Source organism: Streptomyces sp. A012304, from assembly GCF_026008495.1.
Classification (GTDB): domain Bacteria; phylum Actinomycetota; class Actinomycetes; order Streptomycetales; family Streptomycetaceae; genus Streptomyces.
The window spans coordinates 39,462-61,867 of sequence record NZ_BQUN01000031.1; the positions used below are offsets into that span (position 1 = coordinate 39,462).

General features: G+C 71.2%; 21 protein-coding genes. 18 read left to right on the top strand and 3 right to left on the bottom strand.

Features of this window, described 5'->3' with window-relative positions; genetic code table 11:
• Positions 1 to 3 precede the first annotated feature (3 nt).
• The 15 genes from pafA (at position 4) to ALMP_RS06790 (ending at position 15,625) form a co-directional block, all read left to right on the top strand.
• Positions 4 to 1,365 carry a Pup--protein ligase gene (gene pafA, locus ALMP_RS06720; RefSeq protein ID WP_055622880.1) on the top strand — a complete coding sequence of 454 codons (1,362 nt, stop codon included), beginning with the start codon at positions 4 to 6 and terminating at the stop codon, positions 1,363 to 1,365.
• A 129-nt stretch (positions 1,366 to 1,494) separates the two neighbouring features.
• On the top strand, positions 1,495 to 2,502 hold the full coding sequence (locus ALMP_RS06725; RefSeq protein ID WP_264925300.1) for an FKBP-type peptidyl-prolyl cis-trans isomerase: 1,008 nt from the start codon (positions 1,495 to 1,497) through the stop codon (positions 2,500 to 2,502).
• Positions 2,503 to 2,562: 60 nt separating this feature from the next.
• Positions 2,563 to 2,934 carry an FKBP-type peptidyl-prolyl cis-trans isomerase gene (locus ALMP_RS06730; RefSeq protein WP_264925301.1) on the top strand — a complete coding sequence of 124 codons (372 nt, stop codon included), beginning with the start codon at positions 2,563 to 2,565 and terminating at the stop codon, positions 2,932 to 2,934.
• A gap of 129 nt (positions 2,935 to 3,063) precedes the next feature.
• Positions 3,064 to 4,041 carry a YafY family protein gene (locus ALMP_RS06735; RefSeq protein WP_264925302.1) on the top strand — a complete coding sequence of 326 codons (978 nt, stop codon included), beginning with the start codon at positions 3,064 to 3,066 and terminating at the stop codon, positions 4,039 to 4,041.
• Positions 4,042 to 4,059: 18 nt separating this feature from the next.
• Positions 4,060 to 5,250, top strand: coding sequence for a YafY family protein (locus ALMP_RS06740; RefSeq protein ID WP_264925303.1), 1,191 nt, complete (start codon positions 4,060 to 4,062; stop codon positions 5,248 to 5,250).
• A complete protein-coding gene (locus ALMP_RS06745) occupies positions 5,247 to 5,540 on the top strand; it encodes a hypothetical protein (protein ID WP_264925304.1) in 294 nt (97 codons plus the stop codon). Before ALMP_RS06740 ends, ALMP_RS06745 begins: the two co-directional genes overlap by 4 nt.
• A gap of 20 nt (positions 5,541 to 5,560) precedes the next feature.
• The gene (locus ALMP_RS06750; RefSeq protein WP_264925305.1) at positions 5,561 to 5,755 is read left to right on the top strand and encodes a hypothetical protein; all 195 of its coding nucleotides are present in this window, start codon (positions 5,561 to 5,563) and stop codon (positions 5,753 to 5,755) included.
• A 260-nt stretch (positions 5,756 to 6,015) separates the two neighbouring features.
• Positions 6,016 to 6,303, top strand: a complete 288-nt coding sequence (tatA, locus tag ALMP_RS06755; protein ID WP_264925306.1) for a Sec-independent protein translocase subunit TatA — start codon at positions 6,016 to 6,018, stop codon at positions 6,301 to 6,303.
• A gap of 47 nt (positions 6,304 to 6,350) precedes the next feature.
• A complete protein-coding gene (gene tatC / locus ALMP_RS06760) occupies positions 6,351 to 7,313 on the top strand; it encodes a twin-arginine translocase subunit TatC (RefSeq protein WP_264925307.1) in 963 nt (320 codons plus the stop codon).
• A gap of 185 nt (positions 7,314 to 7,498) precedes the next feature.
• Positions 7,499 to 10,348 carry an RNA helicase gene (locus ALMP_RS06765; protein WP_264925308.1) on the top strand — a complete coding sequence of 950 codons (2,850 nt, stop codon included), beginning with the start codon at positions 7,499 to 7,501 and terminating at the stop codon, positions 10,346 to 10,348.
• Between the two features lie 541 nt (positions 10,349 to 10,889).
• Complete coding sequence (locus ALMP_RS06770) at positions 10,890 to 12,533, top strand: ATP-binding protein (RefSeq protein WP_264925309.1); 1,644 nt, start codon at positions 10,890 to 10,892, stop codon at positions 12,531 to 12,533.
• Complete coding sequence (locus tag ALMP_RS06775) at positions 12,530 to 12,937, top strand: roadblock/LC7 domain-containing protein (RefSeq protein WP_264925310.1); 408 nt, start codon at positions 12,530 to 12,532, stop codon at positions 12,935 to 12,937. The genes ALMP_RS06770 and ALMP_RS06775 overlap by 4 nt, the downstream gene beginning before the upstream one ends.
• On the top strand, positions 12,934 to 13,377 hold the full coding sequence (locus tag ALMP_RS06780) for a DUF742 domain-containing protein (protein ID WP_264925311.1): 444 nt from the start codon (positions 12,934 to 12,936) through the stop codon (positions 13,375 to 13,377). Before ALMP_RS06775 ends, ALMP_RS06780 begins: the two co-directional genes overlap by 4 nt.
• Positions 13,358 to 13,978: an ATP/GTP-binding protein gene (locus ALMP_RS06785; protein WP_264925312.1), complete on the top strand. Its 621-nt coding sequence runs from the start codon at positions 13,358 to 13,360 to the stop codon at positions 13,976 to 13,978. The genes ALMP_RS06780 and ALMP_RS06785 overlap by 20 nt, the downstream gene beginning before the upstream one ends.
• Before the next feature lie 45 nt (positions 13,979 to 14,023).
• Positions 14,024 to 15,625 (top strand): cytochrome P450, encoded by a 1,602-nt coding sequence (locus tag ALMP_RS06790; protein WP_264925313.1) that lies wholly within the window; start codon positions 14,024 to 14,026, stop codon positions 15,623 to 15,625.
• Here ALMP_RS06790 and ALMP_RS06795 read toward each other — a convergent pair.
• Positions 15,619 to 16,593, bottom strand: coding sequence for an RluA family pseudouridine synthase (locus ALMP_RS06795; protein WP_264925314.1), 975 nt, complete (start codon positions 16,591 to 16,593; stop codon positions 15,619 to 15,621). The genes ALMP_RS06790 and ALMP_RS06795 overlap by 7 nt on opposite strands.
• Before the next feature lie 68 nt (positions 16,594 to 16,661).
• Between ALMP_RS06795 and ALMP_RS06800 the strand changes: the two genes are divergently transcribed.
• The gene (locus ALMP_RS06800) at positions 16,662 to 17,243 is read left to right on the top strand and encodes a GNAT family N-acetyltransferase (RefSeq protein ID WP_264925315.1); all 582 of its coding nucleotides are present in this window, start codon (positions 16,662 to 16,664) and stop codon (positions 17,241 to 17,243) included.
• An 80-nt stretch (positions 17,244 to 17,323) separates the two neighbouring features.
• On the opposite strand, the gene ALMP_RS06805 is transcribed toward ALMP_RS06800, so the two are convergent.
• Positions 17,324 to 18,169 (bottom strand): siderophore-interacting protein, encoded by an 846-nt coding sequence (locus tag ALMP_RS06805; RefSeq protein WP_264925316.1) that lies wholly within the window; start codon positions 18,167 to 18,169, stop codon positions 17,324 to 17,326.
• Between the two features lie 74 nt (positions 18,170 to 18,243).
• The gene (locus ALMP_RS06810) at positions 18,244 to 19,173 is read right to left on the bottom strand and encodes a 5'-3' exonuclease (protein WP_264925329.1); all 930 of its coding nucleotides are present in this window, start codon (positions 19,171 to 19,173) and stop codon (positions 18,244 to 18,246) included.
• A 200-nt stretch (positions 19,174 to 19,373) separates the two neighbouring features.
• On the opposite strand from ALMP_RS06810, the gene ALMP_RS06815 reads away from it, so the two are divergent.
• On the top strand, positions 19,374 to 20,450 hold the full coding sequence (locus tag ALMP_RS06815; RefSeq protein ID WP_264925317.1) for a glycine betaine/L-proline ABC transporter ATP-binding protein: 1,077 nt from the start codon (positions 19,374 to 19,376) through the stop codon (positions 20,448 to 20,450).
• On the top strand, positions 20,443 to 22,257 hold the full coding sequence (locus tag ALMP_RS06820; RefSeq protein ID WP_264925318.1) for an ABC transporter permease/substrate binding protein: 1,815 nt from the start codon (positions 20,443 to 20,445) through the stop codon (positions 22,255 to 22,257). The genes ALMP_RS06815 and ALMP_RS06820 overlap by 8 nt, the downstream gene beginning before the upstream one ends.
• Positions 22,258 to 22,406 lie beyond the last annotated feature (149 nt).

Below are 22,406 nucleotides of genomic sequence, written 5' to 3' on the forward strand. Positions count from 1 at the left end.
GTCATGGACCGCCGCATTTTCGGGCTGGAGAACGAGTACGGCGTCACGTGCACGTTCAGGGGACAGCGCCGCCTGTCGCCTGACGAGGTGGCGCGGTACCTCTTCCGCCGTGTCGTGTCATGGGGCCGAAGCAGCAATGTCTTTCTGCGGAACGGCGCCCGCCTCTATCTCGACGTGGGATCGCATCCGGAATACGCCACACCCGAATGCGACAACGTGACCGAACTGGTCACCCACGACAAGGCCGGCGAGCGCATTCTCGAAGGACTCCTGGTGGACGCGGAACGACGCCTGCACGAGGAAGGAATCGCGGGCGACGTCTACCTCTTCAAGAACAACACCGACTCGGCGGGCAACTCCTACGGTTGCCACGAGAACTACCTGGTGGCCCGGCACGGGGAGTTCTCCCGGCTCGCGGACATCCTGATCCCGTTCCTGGTGACCCGGCAGCTGCTGTGCGGCGCCGGCAAGGTGCTGCAGACGCCCCGCGGGGCCGTGTACTGCGTCAGCCAGCGCGCGGAGCACATCTGGGAGGGCGTCTCCTCGGCGACGACCCGTTCGCGACCCATCATCAACACCCGCGACGAACCGCACGCGGACGCCGAGCGCTACCGCCGGCTGCACGTCATCGTGGGCGACTCGAACATGTCCGAGACGACGATGCTGCTGAAGGTCGGTGCCACCGATCTGGTGCTGCGCATGATCGAGGCGGGCACCGTGATGCGTGACCTGACCCTGGAGAACCCGATCCGGGCGATCCGCGAGGTCAGCCACGACATCACCGGCCGGCGCAAGGTGCGCCTGGCCAGCGGCCGCGAGGCCTCCGCGCTGGAGGTGCAGCGCGAGTACTACGAGAAGGCCGTGGACTTCTGCGAGCGCCGAGGCATCCGCACCGGCACCGTCGAGCAGGTCCTGGAGCTGTGGGGCCGCACCCTGGACGCGATCGAGACCGAGGACCTCGACCGCATCGGCACCGAGATCGACTGGGTGATGAAGTACAAGCTCATCGAGCGGTACCGGGCCAAGCACAACATGACCATGTCGCATCCGCGGGTGGCGCAGATAGACCTCGCCTACCACGACATCCACCGCCGTCGTGGGCTGTACTACCTGCTGGAGAAGAAGGGCCAAGCCACCCGGATCTGCAACGACTTGAAGATCTTCGAGGGCAAGTCGGTTCCCCCGCAGACCACTCGGGCCAGGCTGCGCGGCGACTTCATCCGCCGGGCCCAGGAACAGCGCCGTGACTTCACGGTCGACTGGGTTCACCTGAAGCTCAACGACCAGGCACAGCGCACCGTTTTGTGCAAGGACCCGTTCCGTTCGGTGGACGACCGGGTGGAGAAACTGATCGCCGGAATGTGAGCCACGCGATCCGGCCATGCGTGCCGGAACGCAACACGGGCGCCGTACGTTTCCCGTACGGCGCCCTTCTCACGCCGTAGAGTTGCGCGCACGCCATCCACAAGATCGACCGATTACGAGGCCCCCACCGTGCGCCGACGCTCACTCCTTCTCGCCGCCGTTCCCGCAGGACTGGTCACGCTCGCCGGGTGCGGCGACGACGGGTCCGACTCCTCGAGCGCGGCCGACGGCAACGCGTCGCCCTCCGCCTCGGACGGCTCCGCCGCGCCCGCGCCGAAGATCGTCGACGGCCCGCTGCCGGCCGTCACCGCGGGCACGAAGTTCGGGGAGAAGCCGACGGTCGCCAGGGGCAGTGGCGCCCCCTCCGACCAGCTCGCGGTCAAGACGCTGATCGCCGGCGGCGGCCAGACCGTCGCGGAGAAGGACTACATCTGGGCCCACTACCTCGGCCAGATCTGGGACACCGGCAAGGTCTTCGACAACTCCTACGACCGCAAGACGCCGCTGTTCATCCAGCTCGCCCCGGGCGGCATCATCGACGGCTGGCGCTACGGACTGGCCGGCAAGAAGGTCGGCAGCCGTGTCGAGCTGGCCGTCCCGCCGACCTGGGGATACGGCAAGGAGGGCCAGCCGCAGGCCGGCATCAAGGGCACCGACACGCTGGTCTTCGTCGTCGACCTCCAGGGCACGTTCAACGGGAAGAGCTCCGCCAAGGGCAAGGAGGTCCCGCAGGACGACGCCGCGCTGCCCAAGGTCGGCACCAACACCGACGGCAAGTCGCCCTCCATGGATATTCCCAAGGCCGCCCCGCCGAAGAAGCTCGTGGCGAACTACGTCATCGAGGGCGACGGCCCGGTGGTCGCGGCGGACGCCAGCGTGGTCGTGCAGTACAAGGGCGTCGTCTGGGACACCGGCAAGGAGTTCGACTCCAGCTACACCCGCAGCGCGCCGACGTCGTTCTCGCTCCAGCAGGTCGTCAAGGGCTGGTCGCAGGGTCTGACCGGCAAGAAGGTCGGCAGCCGCGTCGTCATCGTCGTCCCGCCGGACCTGGGGTACGGCGACAACCCGCCGAGTGGCAGCGGCATCGAGAAGGACTCCACGATGGTCTTCTCGGTGGACATCCTCGCGGCGTCGTGACGCCGTCCGGGATGTAAGACTGTGCACGTTGCCTTTTCGAGACAAGCAGGAGCTACAGACGTGAGCATCGACAAGCCCGAGATCGACTTCCCGGGCGGCGAGCCCCCGGCGGACCTCGAGATCAAGGACATCTGGGAGGGCGACGGCGAGGTGGCGCAGGCGGGCCAGACCGTCACCGTGCACTACGTCGGTGTCGCCTTCAGCACCGGCGAGGAGTTCGACGCCAGCTGGAACCGTGGCACGCCGTTCCGCTTCCCGCTGGGCGGCGGCCGGGTCATCAAGGGCTGGGACCTCGGCGTGCAGGGCATGAAGGTCGGCGGCCGCCGTCAGCTGACCATCCCCGCGCACCTCGCCTACGGCAACCAGAGCCCCGCCCCGGCGATCAAGCCCGGCGAGACGCTGATCTTCGTCGTGGACCTGCTCGGGGTCTGACCGGGATCCGACCGGAGCCGATCACCTGGGGCCCATGCCTGTCCGGGCATGGGCCCTCGGCTTTGCCGGGGCACCGCGGAGCGGTACGGTCATCCGTCAGAAGCATCATGAGGAAGGCGAAGGGCGTCGATGGCCATTGCCAAGGCCGAGCGGCTGATGAATCTGGCGCTGTGTCTGCTCGGGACGCGGCGGCCGCTCAGCAAGCGCGAGCTGCGCGACTCCATCGAGGCCTACGTCGAGGCCTTCGGGCCGGGGAACGGCGCGACCGGCTCCGACGACTCCTTCAACCGCATGTTCGAGCGGGACAAGGACGATCTGCGCGAGCTGGGGCTCGTCATCGAGACCGTGGAGAGCCTGGACGGCGAGGTCGGCTATCTCGCCCGCCGTGACAGCAACCGCCTCCCGCCCATCACGCTCGACGCCGAGGAGGCCGCCGCGCTGGGGCTGGCCGCCAAGGTCTGGCAGCAGGCCCGGCTCGCCGGAGCGGCCAGCGGTGCCCTGCAGAAGCTGCGGGCGGCCGGACTGCCCGAGGATGTCGACCCGTACGAGGCGCACGGCGCGCTCGAGCCCCGCATTCCGGTGCACGAGGCCGCGTTCGAGCCGCTGATGCTGGCCTGCCGCGACCGCCGTCCGGTGGTCTTCGACTACCGCAAGGCCACCGCCGCCCGCCCCGAGCCCCGGCACGTGGAGCCGTGGGCGCTGGAGTGCTGGCGCGGACACTGGTACCTGGCCGGCTGGGACCGCGACCGGGGCGCCGAGCGGGTGTTCCGGCTGTCTCGCATCACCGGCAAGGTGCGCTCGCGCGGAACGGGCTTCACGGCGCCCGTCCCCGACGTCGTCACCGTCCGGGAGACCGTCGCCGGCTGGGCGGGGGAGACCGCCGACCGCAGCGCGCTGATCCGGCTGCGTGCCGACGCCGGGTACCCCTTGCGGGCGAAGGCCACCGCCGTGCGGGAACTCGGCGACGGCTGGGACGAGTTGGAGATTCCGTACGGGCACGGGCTGGACGCCTGGCTGGTGGAGTTCGGGCCGGACGTGGTGGTCCTGGAGCCCGCCGAGCTGCGTGCGGACGTGGTCGACCGGCTGCGGGCCGTGGCCAAGGGCTGAGGGGGAGCGAGCGACACAGTGGCAGGCAAACCGGTCAGGCCGGCGAACGCGATCGACCAGACCCGGCGGATGCTCTCCCTGGTGACGTATCTGCGGGAGCGGCCCGGAGCGCGCATCGAGGACGTGGCGCGCGCCTTCGGCATCACCGAGGACGAGCTGGTCTCGGACCTCGACGTGCTGCCGATGTGCGGCACCAGCTTCCGCGGCGGCGATCTGCTGGACATCGACACCGACGGCGAGCGCATCTGGTGGCACAACCCGGCCGCGCTCGGCGCGGAGGCCGCCGAGCCGCTACGGCTGGCCGCCGACGAGGCGACCGCGCTGCTGGTGGCCGCGCGCGCCGTGGCGACCCTGCCGGGGCTGCGCGAGGGCGACCGGCAGGCCCTGCTGCGGGCCACCGCCAAGGTGGAGGCCGCGGCCGGTGAGGCGGCGGGCGCCAGCTCCCGCCTGTCGGTGACCTTCGAGTCCGAGGGCGGGGTCTTCGCCGACGTCGACCGGGCGATCTCCGAGCGGCGCCGGCTGTGGATCCGCTACTACTCGCCCGCGCGTGACGAGGTCACCGAGCGCGAGATCGACCCCATCCGCCTGGTCAGCGTCGGACACACCTATGTCGAGGCCTGGTGCCGCCGCTCCGAGGCCCGGCGCACCTTCCGCCTGGACCGGGTCGCCGAGATCCGGATCCTCGACGAGCCCGCCGCGCCGCCCGAGATCGAGCTGCGGGACCTGTCGGAGGGGCTGGTGCAGCCGGCCGCCGAGGACCCCGAGGTCGTGGTCGAGGTCGGCCCCGGCGGGCGCTGGGTCGCCGAGTACTACCCCCACGACAGCGCCGAGGAACTGCCCGACGGCGGCCTGCGCATCACCCTGCGCACGCCCGACCCCGCCTCGCTGCGCCGCCTGGCCCTGCGGCTCGGCCGTGACGGGCGGATCGTCTCCCCTCAGGCCCTCGCCGCCAGCGCCCGCCAGGCGGCCCGCGAGGCGCTGGCCGCGTACGACGGCGTGGACGCGCGGGAGACCGGCCCCGACACGCCGGCCGACAGGCGGCCCACCGGGCCCGGGAGCGGACTCACGGGCGGCGGGATACCGTACGGCGTCGTCGGCCAGGGCGGGCCGGGCGGCCTGCCGCCCGCGGTGAACCAGGGCGCGCGCGGCGACGTAGACCACGGTGAGCAGGTGTTCGGGTGGGTCGACGGGCGGGAGCCGGGGATTTGAGCGAGTCGGGGTCGTCCGGCGGACGGGGCATCTCCGTGGCCTCCGCGTTCGCCGGGATGAGGAATGTGGCTCCGGTGGTGTTCAGGGCCGGGTGCCCGGACTGCCGGGGGCGGTTCGAACTCGCCGCGAGCGCGCTGCGGCTGGCCATCGGCGCCTCCAGCAGCACCACCTTCTACTCCTTCACCTGCCCCGACTGCGGGGCGGCCGTCCGCAAGCCGGCCGGCGAGCGGATCGTGGAACTGCTCACGGGCGGTGGCGTCAGGACCCTGCGGCTGCATTCGGCGCCGTAGCAGGGTCTAGGCTCGGCGTCATGTTCTGGCCGATGTTCGCGGTAGCCATGGGTTTTCTGGGTCTCGCCGTTCTCGCGGTGTTCGCGGTCCGGGTCTTCCTGGAGGCGCGGCGCCTGGGGCGGCAGGTCGCGGACTCCGCGCGCCGGATCGACAGGGCCGCCGAGGACCTGGAGCGGGCCGCGGTGAGCGCGGCCCGCGCCGTGGACGCGCTGTGAGTCCTGCTCCGGTGGTCCTGTGAGTCCCGAGCCTCACGCGGTTTGGGTCACTTCGCCCTCCCGCGTCGGTGTGTCCGGCAGGTACGCTGCTGGTCGCGGTCCGGAATACGAGGCTCGGATCGCTGACCGGGAGTACGCAAGGGGATTGCCTCACGTTTACCCCTGAGCGTTACGATCGCTGCCAACACGATCGTTCGGACATATGTCCGACCGGTCGGACAGCACCCCACCCAGCCGCCTCGGTGAGAAGGTAAAGACTTATGTTCGGAAGGCTCGGCGCCCCCGAGATCATTCTCATCCTCGTCGTCATCATCCTGCTGTTCGGCGCGAAGAAGCTTCCGGACATGGCCCGCTCGCTCGGCAAGTCCGCGCGCATCCTGAAGAGCGAGGCCAAGGCGATGAAGGAAGAGGGCAGCAACTCGGCCACCCCGGCCGGCCCGCCGAACACCGGCGAGCAGCCCCCCGCTCAGCGCACCATTCAGGCCGCCCCCGGCGACGTGACCAGCTCCCGTCCGGTCACCGAGCCGACGGACACGACCAAGCGCTGACGCAAGGCCGGTGACCCCCGGCCTGCCGCACGAGATGGGAACGTGGGTTGCTCAAGCCTGCCCGCAATTCTAAGGAGAAGGATCCCGAGGGGCGGATGCCCCTCGCGGAACACCTCCGTGAGCTTCGCAACCGGCTCGCGAAGGCGCTGCTCGCCATCGTCCTCGTGACGGTTGTCGCCGCCTTCTTCTACAACGACATCATCAACTTCCTGACCAAGCCGATCCTCGACTCGGTCGGCTGCGGGAAGACGTTCGAGGAAATCGCGAACAACCTGAAGTCGGCCGACGACACCAATCAGTGCGCACGGATCACGATCAACGGTCTCCTCGCCCCCTTCACGCTGGCCCTCCAGGTCTCCCTGATGGCCGGCATCGTGTTCGCCTCCCCGGTCTGGCTCTACCAGCTCTGGGCCTTCGTCGCGCCGGGCCTGCACCAGCACGAGCGGAAGTACGCCTACGCCTTCGTCGGCACCGGTGTGCCGCTCTTCCTCGGCGGCGGCTACTTCGCCTACATGGTGTTGCCGACCACCGCGAAGGTGCTGATCGAGTTCACCCCGAGCGACGTCAACAACTTCCTGCCGCTGGACGATCTGCTGCAGCTCGTCACACGCATGGTCGTGGTCTTCGGTCTCTCCTTCGAGCTCCCGCTGCTGCTGATCATGCTCAACCTGACCGGCGTCATCACCGGTCAGCGCATGCTCGGCTGGTGGCGCGCCATGATCATCGGCATCACGGTCTTCGCCGCCGTCGCCACGCCCAGCACCGACCCCGTCTCGATGCTGGCGCTCGCCGGACCCATCTGGATCCTGTACTTCGGCGCCGTCGCCTTCTCCCTGCTGAACGACCGCCGCAGGCGCCGTCGTGACGCCCTGGGCCCCGCCGACGACGAGGCCTCCGAGCTGGACCTCACCCCCGAGGACATCGGCGCGGTCGAGACGGTGACCGCGAGCCGCGCCCTGCCGGAGCAGACCAGCACGGAACGGGTCAACGGGTACGACGACGTGACCTGACGCCGCCGGGCTCGCGGGACCACCCCCGTGACCGGCGAGCCCACCCTCACCGACACCCCCACCGCGGGCCGCGGCCGGGGCGCCCGCATGGCGCCGCCGGCCGCTTCCGCTGTGCGCCCGCCGCGCTCCCGGTCACACGTCCGTGAGCTGCGCCGACGCAGGTTTGAGAGCATCCGATCCGGATAATGATCGTCCTGTTGTCAGTGGAGCCCGGTACGCTCGAAAGCACGATGACAGAGGACCTCTCACCGGCCGAGCGGTACGCGGCTGCGCGCAGGCGCGCTGCCGAGCAGGCCACCGCGCTCGCCTCCTTCCGCGAGATGTACGACTTCGGTCTCGACCCCTTCCAGATCGAGGCCTGTCAGGCACTCGAGGCGGGCAAGGGCGTCCTGGTGGCCGCACCCACCGGCTCGGGCAAGACGATCGTGGGCGAGTTCGCCGTCCACCTCGCCCTCCAGCAGGGCAAGAAGTGCTTCTACACGACACCCATCAAGGCGCTGTCCAACCAGAAGTACTCCGACCTGTGCCGTCGCTACGGCGCCGAGAAGGTCGGCCTGCTCACCGGCGACAACAGCGTCAACTCCGACGCCCCGGTGGTCGTGATGACCACCGAGGTGCTGCGGAACATGCTGTACGCCGGCTCGCAGACCCTCCTCGGCCTCGGCTACGTGGTGATGGACGAGGTGCACTACCTCTCCGACCGCTTCCGGGGCGCCGTCTGGGAAGAGGTGATCATCCACCTCCCCGAGTCGGTCACCCTGGTCTCGCTGTCGGCGACCGTGTCCAACGCCGAGGAGTTCGGCGACTGGCTGGACACCGTCCGCGGCGACACCGAGGTGATCGTCTCCGAGCACCGGCCCGTGCCGCTGTTCCAGCACGTGCTCGCCGGACGGCGGATGTACGACCTGTTCGAGGAGGGCGAGGGCCACCGCAAGGCCGTCAACCCCGACCTCGCGCGCCTGGCCCGCATGGAGGCGAGCAGGCCGTCGTACCAGGACCGCCGGCGCGGCCGGATGCGGGAGGCCGACCGCGAGCGCGAGCGCCGGCAGCGCTCCCGGGTGTGGACGCCGGGCCGGCCCGAGGTGATCGAACGGCTCGATGCCGAGGGCCTGTTGCCCGCCATCACGTTCATCTTCAGCCGCGCCGCGTGCGAGGCCGCCGTCCAGCAGTGCCTGTACGCGGGGCTGCGGCTCAACGACGAGGTGGCGCGCGAGCGGGTCCGCTCCCTCGTCGAGGAGCGCACCGCCGCCATCCCCACGGAGGACCTGCACGTCCTCGGGTACTACGAGTGGCTGGAAGGCCTGGAGCGGGGCATCGCAGCCCACCACGCGGGCATGCTGCCGACCTTCAAGGAGGTCGTCGAGGAGCTGTTCGTGCGGGGCCTGGTCAAGGCCGTCTTCGCCACCGAGACCCTCGCGCTGGGCATCAACATGCCCGCCCGCTCGGTGGTGCTGGAGAAACTCGTCAAGTGGAACGGCGAACAGCACGCCGACATCACCCCCGGCGAGTACACCCAGCTCACCGGACGGGCCGGCCGGCGCGGCATCGACGTCGAGGGACACGCCGTCGTGCTGTGGCAGCGCGGTATGAACCCCGATCAGGTCGCCGGTCTCGCCGGCACGCGCACCTATCCGCTGCGCTCCAGCTTCAAGCCGTCGTACAACATGGCGGTCAACCTGGTCGAGCAGTTCGGGCGGCACCGCTCGCGTGAGCTGCTGGAGACGTCGTTCGCGCAGTTCCAGGCCGACCGCTCGGTCGTCGGCATCTCCCGGCAGGTGCAGCGCAACGAGGAGGGGCTCCAGGGCTACAAGGCGTCCATGACCTGCCACCTCGGCGACTTCGAGGAGTACGCGCGGCTGCGCCGCGAGCTGAAGGACCGGGAGACCGAGCTGGCCAAGCAGGGCGCGGCCCAGCGGCGGGCCGAGGCGGCGGTGGCGCTGGAGAGGCTGAAGCCGGGGGACGTCATCCATGTGCCCACCGGCAAGTACGCCGGGCTGGCGCTGGTGCTTGACCCGGGCCTGCCGGCGGGCCGGGCCAACGGCCACCGGGGCTTCGACCACCACGACGGTCCGCGCCCGCTCGTCCTGACCGCCGAGCGGCAGGTCAAGCGGCTCGCCGCGATCGACTTCCCGGTGCCCGTCGAGGCGCTGGAGCGGATGCGGATCCCGAAGACCTTCAACCCGCGCTCACCGCAGTCCCGCCGCGACCTGGCGTCCGCGCTGCGCAGCAAGGCCGGGCACATCCCGCCGGAGCGGGCCCGCAAGAAGCGGTCCCAGGCCGCCGACGACCGGGAGATCGCCCGTCTGCGCAGCGCGCTGCGCGCGCACCCCTGCCACGGCTGCTCCGAGCGTGAGGACCACGCCCGCTGGGCCGAGCGCTACCACCGGCTGCTGCGGGACACCTCGCAGTTGGAGCGGCGCATCGAGGGGCGGACGAACACCATCGCCCGGACCTTCGACCGGATCGTGGCACTGCTGACCGAGCTGGACTACCTGCGCGGCGACGAGGTCACCGAGCACGGCAGGCGCCTGGCCCGGCTGTACGGCGAGCTGGATCTACTGGCCAGCGAGTGCCTGCGGGCCGGCGTCTGGGAAGGACTGGCTCCGGCCGAACTCGCGGCCTGTGTCTCGGCCCTGGTGTACGAGGCGCGCGTCGGCGACGACGCGCTGGCGCCGAAGCTGCCCTCGGGCAAGGCGAAGGCCGCGCTCGGCGAGATGGTGCGGCTCTGGGGGCGGCTGGACGCTCTGGAGGAGGAGTTCCGGATCAACCAGACGGAGGGCGTCGGGCAGCGCGAGCCCGATCTCGGCTTCGCCTGGGCGGCGTACATGTGGGCCTCCGGGAAGGGGCTCGACGAGGTGCTGCGGGAGGCGGAGATGCCGGCCGGGGACTTCGTGCGGTGGTGCAAGCAGGTCATCGACGTGCTCGGACAGATCGCCGCGGCGGCTCCGCCGGAGGGATCCAGCGTGGCGAAGGCCGCGCGCAAGGCGGTCGATCAGCTGCTGCGGGGCGTCGTCGCCTACTCGTCGGTGGGGTGAGCGGCACAGGAAGCCGGGGACCCGGCTTCCGCCCATCAGGCGCATCGCGCCCGGCCGTCCATCAGGCGCATCGCGCCCGGCGCCGTCCCTCAGAAGCACCTCGCCCGGCGTCTCGTCGGGCGAGGTGCTGAGCCCTGCGCCGCTCCGAGCGGTCGACTTGTCGACACAGCTCCCCGCCCTCGCGCGCTGATCCGCCGCCGAGGTGCCCCTCGTACGGTCATGGGCCGAAGGTGCCGTTGAAGGCGGCCGGGATCCGGCCCGAGCCCCACCGCGACTCTCCACCCTCGTAGTTCACCCTCCTCGGTGAACCGCTTTCGCATGCCTGTTCGCCGTCACCTGCTGTGTTCGAATGTATGCGCAGGGTTTAAATGGAGATGAGATTACTCCAAGTGTCGGCCCGGATTCAGGCGGTTGCCGAATATGACACGGCGATGATCCCGTGGGACTAAGCTCGCCCGCGGCGCACCGGGTTGAGGCGAATTCGTGCGCTTGTTCCCAAATCTTCTGAAGATACCGAGAGATCCCTACAGAGGGTGCCCACATGGTGAGTGTTCAGTCCCCACCCGGCAGGCGAGAACTGGCGTATGTGCGCCTGCTGGTGCTGCCGGCGATACTGATGGCCGCGGCGACCGGAGCCGCCGTCGCCCTCGTGGCGCCGCAGGCCCGGCTCGCCGTCGGCGTCTGCGGAGCCCTCGGGACGCTCCTGGTGATCGCGGCCGGGACCGAATCCGTGCGCCGGGGCCGCAAGCTGCGCGACGTGCGGGCGGAGAAGGAACAGCGCCTCGCCTACCTGGAACGCAAGGTCGCCCTCGACGAGCAGCACATCCGCCACCTCGCCGAGAAGTACGTGCCTCAGGCGGTGACCTGGATGCGCTCGGGTCCCGGACCCGAGGAGGTGATCCGCCACCTCAGGAAGACGGATCCCGTCTTCCGTGAGATCGCCGAGGGCCAGCAGAACCTGTTCTTCAAGCTGCTCTGCGTCATCGACCACGAGCAGACCCTGCGCGATTCCGCCCACCGCGCCTTCGTCAGCGTCGCCCGGCGCGTCCAGGCCATCGCCCACCAGCAGGCCAAGGAACTGCGCGAGATGGAGGAGGACCACGGCCGCAACCCCGAGGTCTTCGACGACCTGCTGCGCATCGACCACGGCAACGCCATGATCGGCCGCCTCGCCGACTCCATCGCCGTACTCGGCGGCGGCCGCCCCAGCCGCAGCTGGCCCCGGCCGATCCCGCTGTACAGCGTGCTGCGCGGCGCCATGTCCCGGATCCTGGAGTACCGCCGGATCCAGCTGGACTCCATCGCCAAGGTCAACATCCGCGGACTGTCCGCCGAACCGCTCATCCACGCGCTCGCCGAACTCCTCGACAACGCCACCCGCTACTCGCCCCCGCAGAGCAAGGTGCACGTCAACGCCGTCGAGGTGCAGACCGGCATCGCCGTCGAGATCGAGGACGCCGGCGTCAGCCTCAGCGAGGAGAGCCGCGCCAGGGTCGAGGGCCTGCTGGAGCAGGCCAAGCAGGGCCTCGACATCCAGGACGCGGCGGGCCACCCGCGCCTGGGCCTCGCGGTCGTCGGCCGCCTGTGCACGAGGTACAACCTCGACGTGGCGCTGCGCAAGTCGGCGTACGGCGGTGTGCGCGCCGTGCTCATCGTGCCGAGCGAGATGATGACCAGCGACCCGGCACCCGGCTTCGCGCACGGCATCGGCGCCACCGCGACTCCGCAGATGACGCTCAACGACGCCGTCGAGGGCCCGAAGCGCCCGCCGAAGAAGCGCCGCCCCACCAGCCCGCGCATCCCGGAGGGCGTGTCGCTGGAGGACGACGTCCCCGAGATCACCGAGTGGACCGAAAAGGGCCTGCCGCAGCGCCGCAGCAAGATGAAGGTCTCCCTGCACCAGCGCTACGCCGAGGCGGCCGCCGCCGAACGCGCCGAGCGCGAGGGCATCCCCGACCCGTTCAAGGCCCGCATCGAGGCCGATGCCGCCAAGAAGAAGAGCAAGAAGAAGAGGTCCGAGCCCGGATTGGCGTTCGAGGCCTTCTGGGAGGGCCTCAAGAAGGCCAGCCCGGGTGTCCACCCGACCGACTTCACCCGCAATCCCACCGCATACCTGCACCTGATCGAAGACAAGGCCGACAACAAGGCCGCCAACGAGGCCGACGACGAGGGGGACCTCACGTGATCCAGCAGCGCGCCAACCTGGACTGGATGCTCAAGGAGCTCTACGACGGAGTCCCGGGCATCGAGATGATCGTGGTGCTCTCGGCCGACGGACTGCGCATCGCGCGCTACGCCGGCGAACCCGACGCCGCCGACCGTGTCGCCGCCGCCTGCGCCGGCCTGCAGAGCCTCGCGGGCGCCGTCGCCGACGAAATGCACAGCGTCGAGGGCGAGATGAACCTCGTCGTCATCGAGATGGAGGGCGGCTACTTCTACCTGATGGCCGCCGGCGCCAACGCCTACCTGGCGGTCCTCGCCGACGTCTGCTGCGAGCCCGGCCGGATGAGCGGCATGATGCGCGACCTCGTGGTCCGCATCGGCGCCCATCTCACCAGCCCGCCCCGGCGGAACGGGCAGAGCGTATGACGCCTCCGCGACGCAGGCGGCGACACCCCCTGCCCTCAGTGCCGGCGCAACCCGCACCCCCGTCCCCGTCCCCGCCTCCGCCGCCCCCGCAACCCGTGGCGCAGGGCGAGAAGAAGGAAAAGGACGTCGAGCGGCTGTACGTCATCTCGGGCGGCGAGGGAGAGCGCGCGCCCGTCGACCTGGTCACGTTAATCGTGGCGCACGCCGAACCGCCGACCTCCGCCACTCCCGAGCAGATCGCGGTCCTGCGGATGTGCCAGTCCCCGCTGGCGGTGGCCGAGGTGTCCGCCTACCTCAGCCTGCCGTTCAGCGTGGTGACGGTGCTGCTCACCGAGATGCTGGCGGCCGACCTCGTGCAGGCGCGCGCCCCGATCGTCCGGCAGAAGCTCCCCGACCGTTCCCTCCTCGAAGCGGTGATGCATGGACTTCAACGACTCTGACACCATCCCCGGCCCACGGGCCGAGGACCATCTGCCGCACACCGTCCAGGCCGCGGCCAAGATCGTCATCGTCGGTGGCTTCGGCGTCGGCAAGACGACCATGGTCGGTTCGGTCAGCGAGATCAGACCGCTGACCACCGAGGAGACCATGACGCAGGCCGGCGTCGGGATCGACGACAACTACGGTTCCGAGTCCAAGACCGCCACCACCGTGGCGATGGACTTCGGCCGCATCCGCATCACGGACCAGATCGTGCTCTACCTGTTCGGCACGCCCGGACAGGAGCGCTTCTGGTTCCTCTGGGACGGCCTGTTCGAAGGAGCGCTGGGCGCCGTCGTCCTCGTCGACACCCGCCGCCTGGAGGTCAGCTATGAGGTCATGGGACGGCTGGAGGAGCGCGGCGTGCCCTTCGTGGTCGCCGTCAACACCTTCCCCGACGGGCCTCGTTACCCGCTGGAGGACCTGCGCGTCGCCCTCGACCTGCCGCCCGAGCTGCCGATCGTGGAGTGCGACGTGCGCCGCCGTGCCTCCAGCCGTGACGTGCTGACGACCCTGGTCACCTTCCTTCAGAACCTGCACCTGACCGGCAGCCTCTCCTGACCCACCATCCCCGACACCGGATCCCCCAGTCTCGGAGCGACACCTGTGACGCCTGAACACCCCACGACGACAGGTCTTCACGACCTCGCCCTCGATCCGCCCCCCGGCTGCCCCGCGCACAGCCGCGGTCCAGGAGGGCTGCGCCGGCTCTACGGCCCCGGCGCGGAGGACCTGAGCAGCCTCTACGAGGAACTCCGGGACCAGCACGGCCCCGTGGCGCCCGTCCTGCTCCATGACGACGTACCGATCTGGGTGGTCCTGGGCCACGCCGAGAACCTGCACATGGTGCGCACCCCTTCGCAGTACAGCCGCGACAGCCGCACCTGGACCCCGCTGCGGGAGGGCATGGTCAAGCCCGACCACCCGCTGATGCCGCACATCGCCTGGCAGCCCATCTGCTCCCACGCCGAGGGCGACGAGCACAAGCGGCTGCGCGGAGCGGTGACCGCGGCCATGCAGACCATCAACCAGCGCAGTCTGCGCCGGTACATCTACCGATCCACCCAGGAGCTGGTCAACGGCTTCTGCGAGAAGGGCGAGGCCGAGCTCGTCGGCCAGTTCGCCGAGCACCTCCCGATGTCCGTGATGTGCCATGTCCTCGGCATGCCCGAGGAGTACAGCGACCGGATGGTCCACGCCGCCCGTGACGCGCTCAAGGGCACCGAGACCGCCATCGCCAGCCACTCCTACGTCATGGAGGCGCTGTCCAGGCTCACCGCCCGCCGCCGCGCCCAGCCCGAGGACGACTTCACCAGCCACCTCATCACCGACCCGGCGGCCCTGACCGACGACGAGGTCCGTGAGCACCTGCGGGTGGTGCTCTTCGCCGCCTACGAGGCCACGGTCAACCTGCTGTCCAACGCGCTGCGCATGGTCCTCACCGACCCGCGGTTCCTGGCCCGGCTGAGCGGCGGGCAGATGACGGTTCCCGAGGCGGTCGAGCAGTCCCTGTGGGACGAGCCGCCGTTCAGCACCGTCTTCGCCTACTTCGCCAAGCAGGACACGGAGCTGGGCGGCCAGGCCATCCGCAAGGGCGACGGTCTGCTGTTCGCGCCCGCGCCGGGCAACGTCGACCCGCGGGTGCGCCCCGACCTCGCCGCCAACATGCAGGGCAACCGGTCCCACCTCGCCTTCGGCGGCGGCCCGCACGAGTGCCCCGGCCAGGACATCGGTCGCGCCATCGCCGACGTCGGTGTGGACCTGCTGCTGACGCGGCTGCCGGACGTCCAGCTCGACTGCGAGGAGGACGACCTGCGCTGGACGACGTCGATCGCCTCGCGGCACCTGGTGGAGCTGCCGGTGCGGTTCGAGCCGAAGGCGCAGCAGGACGTCATGGCCCGGCCGGCCATCGGCGCGGCCCCGCAGGGCGGCATGGGGATGGCAAGCGTCTTCCCCACGCCGATGGCCGAACCGCCGGCCGCCGCCGGGCCGACCGGGGCCGCGACCGGCACCTCCGCGGCGGCGTCGGCGGCGACCGGGTCCACGACCGGCACAGCCCCGGCGGCAGGGCCCGCGCCGTCCGCCGCCGAGGCGACGGCCGGTGAGCCCGGCCCGCGGGCCACGCCGCGCGGCCGGCCGGACGCGGAGCCCCGGCGCCGCCGGCCCAAGGTCTGGCGCCGTTTCCTGGCCCGGTGGCGGGGCTACTGACCGCGCTCGCCTCCGCCGCCGGGCCCCTCCCACGCGGCGTACGACGACCAGGCGGCCAGCGTCCGTCCGCTGCGCAGCCGGTGGGCCGTCCCTGTGACCGGATCGGTGAACTCCAGCTCCCGCGCGAGCAGTTGCAGCGGGCGCCGGAAGTCGCCGGCCGGCACGGGGGCGGCGACCTCGGGGTAGAGCGGATCGCCCAGGATGGGCACGCCCAGCGCGGTCATGTGCACCCGCAGCTGATGTGTCTGACCCGTCAGCGGGGTCAGCCGGTAGCGGGCGAGCCCGTCGGGCCGGTGCTCGATCAGCTCGACGCGGCTGACCGCGTTCGGCTCGCCCGGCACCTCACGGGCGGTCAGCGTCCCGCGCTCCTTCACGATCCGGCTGCGCACGGTGACCGGCAGGTCCAGCCCGGGATCGTACGGCGCGACGGCCTCGTACACCTTGCGCACGCGGCGGTCGCGGAACAGCGTCTGGTAGGCGCCGCGCTCCTCGGGGCGCACGGTGAACAGCACCAGTCCGGCGGTCAGCCGGTCGAGGCGGTGGGCGGCGCCGAGCGAGGGCAGCCCCAGCTCCCGCCGCAGCCGCGCCAGGGCGGTCTCGGTGACGTGGCTGCCGCGCGGGGTGGTGGCCAGGAAGTGCGGCTTGTCGGCGACGACGACGTGCTCGTCGCGGTACACGACCTCCAGCGGGAAGGGCACCTGCTCCTCTTCGGCCCGCTCGCGGTGGAACCACACGAACATCCCGGGCGTGTACGCCGTCTCCGGTGCCACGGCCCGCCCGTCGGCCCCGACGATCCGCCCCGCCGCGAACATCCCCTCGACGACGTCGGCCCGCGCCGCGCCGAACCGCTCCAGCAGATGCTCCCGTACGGTCGTCCAGCGGCCCTCGCCCGGCAGCCGCACCCGGACCGGGTCGACCCCGTCGCGCTGGGGGAGGGGGGAGGGCGGGGGAGGGGTGCGGCGTCTCATCGGCGTCCAGCCTACGGGGGCGCGAAAACCCGTTGGCCGAGCCGGACCCGGTCGGCAGGATACGGATCATGCCCTTCCTCACCTCACCGGTCCTGCCCGCCGGCGCCCTCTCCCGCACCCCGCAGCCCGTGCTCCGCACCGGCGACGGACTGATCCTGCGGCCGTGGCGGGCCGAGGACGCGCCCGCCGTCCACGCGGCCTTCCAGGACCCGCTGATGCACCAGTGGCACGTCCGGGCCGCGGAGTCGGTGGCGGAGGTCACCGGCTGGATCGAGGAGTGGCGGGCGGCCTGGGCGAAGGAGGACAACGCGCAGTGGGCCGTCACCGACGCGGAGACCGACGTTCTGCTGGGGCGAGTGGCGCTGCGCTGCGTCGTGCTGGCGGACGGCGTGGCCGAGGTCGCCTACTGGACGACGGCCGAGGCCCGGGGCCGGGGCGTCGCCGCCCGCGCCACGACCGCCCTCTCCCGCTGGGCGCTGGACGAGATCGGCTTCCACCGCCTGGAGCTGATGCACGCCACCGCCAACGCGGCGTCCTGCCGTGTCGCGGTCAAGAGCGGTTTCGCGCTGGAGGGCACCAAGCGCAGCGCACTCCTCCACCCGGACGGCTGGCACGACATGCACCTGCACGCGCGCGTGCGCGGCGACTGAGGCAGGGGAGCGGCGCCGCCGCGAGGACGCCCACCCAGCGCAGGCCCTCCTCGCCCGCGTGCCGAGCCGCTCCCGGTGCGTCAGGCGGCCGGGGCCGCGCCCTCCTGTTCCGCCTCCACCCGGGCGTTCCACTCCCGCTTGGCGGCCTGCCAGCCGTCCTCGTCGTGGCCGAGGCGCCAGTAGCCGGAGATGGACAGGTCCTCGCGGGGGATCGCCAGCTCCACGCGCAGGAGCCGGCGCAGTTCCTTCACACCGGCCGCCTCGCCGTGCACGAAGGCATGCAGCCGGCCCTCGGGGAACTCCAACGCCCGTACGGCCTCGACGAGTTTCTCGCCGACGGGCCGGTCGCCGCGGTGCAGCCACACGACCTCCACGTCGGAGTCGATCTTCTGCTCCTCCTCGGGGCCGGCCACCTCGATGAAGGCGTGGGCCACGGCGCCGGACGGCAGGGACTCCAGCGCGGCGGCGATGGCGGGCAGGGCGCTCTCGTCGCCGGCCAGCAGGTGCCAGTCGGCGGCGGGGTCCGGCGCGTAGGCGCCGCCGGGGCCCATGAAGCGCACGGTCTCGCCGGGCTGGACGCGCGCCGCCCACGGCCCGGCCAGGCCCTGGTCGCCGTGGAGTACGAAGTCGAGAGTCAGCTCACGGTGTTCGGCGTCCCAGTGCCGCACGGTGTAGGTCCGGGTCACGGGCCACTGCTCCCGGGGGAACTCGGCGCGGATCCGCTCCAGGTCGAAGGGCTCCGGGTAGGTCACGCCCTCCGGGCCGAACAGCAGCTTGACGTAGTGATCGGTGCACGTGCCGGCGGTGAACTCGGCCAGCCCCTTCCCGCCGAGGACGACGCGCTGCATGTGGGGGGTCAGCCGTTCGGTGCGGACGACCTGCGCGGAGTGGGGCTTCCGCGGCTGCCGTGCCGGACGTTCTGCCATGACGTCCTCCCAATCTTCTTTGGTTAGGTTTACCTAAGTTAGCATTCTTCCCCCCTCGCGTGCTTCAGAGTTTTCTATTCGGCCAGCGTCGTCAGCAGCCGCTGCAACGACCCGCCCAGCCCCCAGCGTCGCGCCAGCTCCTCCAGTGCCGCCGGTTCCCGCGGCGCCCTCGGCAGCGCCGTGACAACCTCCGGCAGCGGCACGTCGTGGGCGACCCGGACCACCTTCGGCGCGACGGCGAGGTACCCCCGCGCCTCGTCCAGCCGCTTGCGCTGGGCCGGCGTGAGTCTCGCTCCCGGGTCGCCGACCGCGGCGACGATCCCGGCCAAATCGCCGAACTCGGCCAGCAGCTTGGCCGCGGTCTTCTCCCCGATGCCGGGCACCCCCGGCAGCCCGTCGCTCGGGTCACCGCGCAGCAGCGCGAGATCCGCGTACCCGCGGCCGTCCACGCCGTACTTCTCGCGCAGCCACGCCTCGTCCGTCGTCTGCAGGGTGCCGACGCCCTTCAGCGGGTACAGCACCCGCACCCCGCGCGCGTCGTCCACCAGCTGGTACAGGTCGCGGTCGCCGGTGACGATGTCCACCGGACCCGCCGCCCGCGCGGTGAACGTGCCGATCACGTCGTCCGCCTCGTACCCCGCGACCCCCACCCGGGCGATGCCCAGCGCGTCCAGCACGGCCTCGATGACCGGCACCTGCGGCGAGAGGGTGTCCGGCACCTCCTCCACGTCCGGGCCCACCGCGTGCTCCTCCGCCACGCGGTGCGCCTTGTAGGAGGGGATCAGCTCGACCCGCCACGCGGGGCGCCAGTCGGCGTCCATGCACGCGACCAGCTCGTCGGGCCGGTGGTCCTTGACCAGGCGGTCGATGAAGTCGAGCAGCCCGCGCACGGCGTTCACCGGCGTGCCGTCCGGCGCCCTCACGGAGTCCGGGACGCCGAAGTAGGCGCGGAAGTACAGCGAGGCGGTGTCGAGGAGCATCAGTCGTCCGGTCACGCCACGCATCATGCCGCACGGGTCCCACGCCCAGGCACGCGTATTCACTCCCGTGGCACCTGTGAAGGCCCTGTGAACTGGCCCACTCGCGCGTTTGCCCCATCCGGACCCGGGAAGGCGCGGCCTCGGAGCGGTGTCGTTTGCATATTCAACCGTTAGTGACGCTCACGACACTCCTCCGCCCCCGCCCCCGATGCGAGAAGGTATGTGTGTCCTCCAGGCTTGAGGCCGAACATCTCTACAAGGTGTTCGGCAGACGACCGGACGAGGCAGTCGGCCGGCTCCGCGACGGAGCCGACCGGGAGGAGCTGCGCGCCGACGGCACCACCGCGGCCGTGATCGACGCCTCCTTCACCGTGAACCCGGGCCAGATCTTCGTCGTCATGGGCCTGTCCGGCTCCGGCAAGTCCACGCTGCTGCGCATGCTCAACGGACTGCTGGAGCCCACGTCGGGACGTGTCCTCTTCGACGGCCAGGACCTGACCGCGCTCACCGACCGTGAACTGCGCGAGGTCCGCGCCAGGAAGATCAGCATGGTGTTCCAGCACTTCGCGCTCTTCCCGCACCGCAGCGTCCTCGACAACGCCGCCTACGGCCTGTGCGTCCAGGGCGTCCCGCGCGCCGAGCGCGAGCGGCGCGCCGCCGATGCGCTCGCCCTGTGCGGACTGGCCGGCTGGGAGAAGTCCTGGCCGGACGAGCTGTCCGGCGGCATGCAGCAGCGCGTGGGACTGGCCCGCGCCCTCGCCACCGACGCGGACCTGCTGCTGATGGACGAGTCCTTCAGCGCCCTGGACCCGCTGATCCGCCGCGACATGCAGGACCAGCTGCTCACCCTCCAGCAGACGCTGAAGAAGACGATCGTCTTCATCACCCACGACCTCAACGAGGCCATGCGCCTCGGCGACCGCATCGCCGTCATGCGCGACGGCCGCATCGTCCAGACCGGCACCGCCGAGGACATCCTCGTCCGCCCGGCCAACGACTACGTCGCCTCCTTCATCCAGGACGTCGACCGCTCCCGCGTGCTGACCGCGGGCGCCGTCATGGACACCTCCATCACCGCCGACGCCCCCCTCTGCGGCTGCGAGACCGCGACCCGCGAGACGCCGTTCGCCGAGCTGTGCGCGATCAGCGCCCGTCTGCCGCACCGCGTCTCGGTCGTGGACGAGGCGAACAGGGTCATCGGAGTCGTGCCGCGGCAGCGGCTGGTCGGCTTCCTCGGCGACGAGACGGGCGACCCCGTGCCCTGCGACAACCCGGAGGGGAAGGTGACCGCCCGTGCCTAGGCTCCACCTCGGCGACTGGGTCGACTCCGGCGTCGACTGGCTCGTCACCCACATGTCCTGGCTCTTCGACGCGATCAAGACGGTCGTCGAAGGCATGTACGACGGCATCGACGCCGCCCTCACCGCGCCCGAGCCGCTGCTCCTCGCGGGCATCCTCGCGGTGCTCGCCTGGTGGCTGCGCGGTCTGGTCGCGGGCGTCCTCGGCTTCGCGGGCTTCGCGCTCATCGACTCCCTCGACCTGTGGGAGGAGGCGATGTCCACCCTGTCGCTGGTGCTCGTCGCCACGGTGATCGCCCTGGTGATCTCCGTACCGCTCGGCATCTGGGCCGCCCGCTCCCGGACGGTCAGCGCGATCGTCCGCCCGGTCCTGGACCTGCTCCAGACCATGCCGTCGATGGTCCTGCTGATCCCGGCGATCCTGTTCTTCGGCATGGGCGTCCCGGCCGGTGTCGTCGCCACCCTGATCTTCGCGCTCGCCCCCGGCGTACGGATGACCGAACTGGGCATCCGCCAGGTCGACGCCGAACTCGTCGAGGCGGCCGAGGCGTTCGGTACGACGCCCCGTGACACCCTGCTGCGGGTGCAGCTGCCGCTCGCCCTGCCGACGATCATGGCGGGCGTCAACCAGGTCATCATGCTGGGCCTGTCGATGGTCGTCATCGCCGGCATGGTCGGCACCGGCGGCCTCGGCGGCGCCGTCAACGAGGCCATCGGCCAGCTCGACATCGGCCTCGGCTTCGAGGCGGGCCTCGGCATCGTCGTCCTCGCCATCTACCTGGACCGGATGACCGGCGCCCTGGGCACCCGTATCTCCCCGCTCGGCCGCCGCGCCGCCGCCAAGGCCCGCACGACCGTGTGGACGTACCGCCCCCGCGCGGCCGTGGCCGTGGTCGGCGTGGTCGTCCTCGCGCTCGTCGCCGGCGGCGTGGGCGTGTTCGGCTCCAACGCCGGCACCGCCGAGGCCTCCGCCACCGACGTCGGCAAGGGCAAGGAGATCACCATCGGCTACATCCCCTGGGACGAGGGCATCGCCTCCACCTACCTGTGGAAGGAACTCCTGGAGCGGCGCGGCTTCAAGGTGAAGACCACCCAGTACGCCGCCGGCCCCCTCTACACCGGCCTCGCCACCGGCCAGGTCGACTTCCAGACCGACTCCTGGCTGCCCACCACCCACGCCGAGTACTGGCAGAAGTACGGCAAGCGGCTGGACGACCTCGGCCAGTGGTACGGACCCACCTCCCTGGAGCTCACCGTCCCCGCGTACATGAAGGACGTGAACTCCCTGGCGGACCTCAAGAGCAAGTCCTCCGCGTTCCAGGGCCGGATCACCGGCATCGAGCCCAGCGCCGGGATGATGGGCCTGCTCAAGGACAAGGTCCTCAAGGAGTACGGCCTCGACGGCACCTACCGGGTCGTCGACGGCTCCACCCCGGCGATGCTCGCCGAACTCAAGCGCGCGTACTCCAAGAAGGAGCCGATCGTCGTCACCCTCTGGTCGCCGCACTGGGCGTACAGCGAGTACGACCTGAAGAAGCTGAAGGACCCGCGGGGCGCCTGGGGCAAGGGCGACCAGGTGCACACCCTCTCCCGCAAGGGCTTCGCCGCCGACAACCCCGAGGTCGGCACCTGGCTCAGGGACTTCAGGATGACCGAGGCGCAGCTCACCGGCCTGGAGGCACGCATCCAGAAGGCCGGCAAGGGCAAGGAGCAGGACGCCGTCCGGGTCTGGCTGAAGGAGAACCCCACCCTGGTCGACCAGTGGGCCCCGGTGGCCGACCCGGGGCACCGGAGCCGGGCGGCCGGGTGACCTGACAGTCCCGCCACCGCCCGACGAGGGGCGGGCACCGCCGTACGCCGACGTGCGCCGGGGCCCGCCCCTCGTGCCGTCTCCACCACGGCAAGGATCCGGCCAACCACGCAGAGCGAGGCCCATGCCCCGGGCCGGCGTCTTCCCGC

What these genes read in the sequence shown, in the direction of transcription:
- ALMP_RS06770 (WP_264925309.1), top strand. Translation starts at nt 10,890, where the DNA reads ATGGTGAGTGTTCAGTCCCCACCCGGCAGGCGAGAACTGGCGTATGTG.
- ALMP_RS06735 (WP_264925302.1), top strand. Translation starts at nt 3,064, where the DNA reads ATGGCCATTGCCAAGGCCGAGCGGCTGATGAATCTGGCGCTGTGTCTG.
- ALMP_RS06805 (WP_264925316.1), bottom strand. Translation starts at nt 18,169, where the DNA reads ATGGCAGAACGTCCGGCACGGCAGCCGCGGAAGCCCCACTCCGCGCAG.
- ALMP_RS06750 (WP_264925305.1), top strand. Translation starts at nt 5,561, where the DNA reads ATGTTCTGGCCGATGTTCGCGGTAGCCATGGGTTTTCTGGGTCTCGCC.
- ALMP_RS06810 (WP_264925329.1), bottom strand. Translation starts at nt 19,173, where the DNA reads ATGCGTGGCGTGACCGGACGACTGATGCTCCTCGACACCGCCTCGCTG.
- ALMP_RS06765 (WP_264925308.1), top strand. Translation starts at nt 7,499, where the DNA reads ATGATCGTCCTGTTGTCAGTGGAGCCCGGTACGCTCGAAAGCACGATG.
- ALMP_RS06795 (WP_264925314.1), bottom strand. Translation starts at nt 16,593, where the DNA reads ATGAGACGCCGCACCCCTCCCCCGCCCTCCCCCCTCCCCCAGCGCGAC.
- ALMP_RS06800 (WP_264925315.1), top strand. Translation starts at nt 16,662, where the DNA reads ATGCCCTTCCTCACCTCACCGGTCCTGCCCGCCGGCGCCCTCTCCCGC.
- tatA (WP_264925306.1), top strand. Translation starts at nt 6,016, where the DNA reads ATGTTCGGAAGGCTCGGCGCCCCCGAGATCATTCTCATCCTCGTCGTC.
- ALMP_RS06780 (WP_264925311.1), top strand. Translation starts at nt 12,934, where the DNA reads ATGACGCCTCCGCGACGCAGGCGGCGACACCCCCTGCCCTCAGTGCCG.
- pafA (WP_055622880.1), top strand. Translation starts at nt 4, where the DNA reads ATGGACCGCCGCATTTTCGGGCTGGAGAACGAGTACGGCGTCACGTGC.
- ALMP_RS06785 (WP_264925312.1), top strand. Translation starts at nt 13,358, where the DNA reads ATGGACTTCAACGACTCTGACACCATCCCCGGCCCACGGGCCGAGGAC.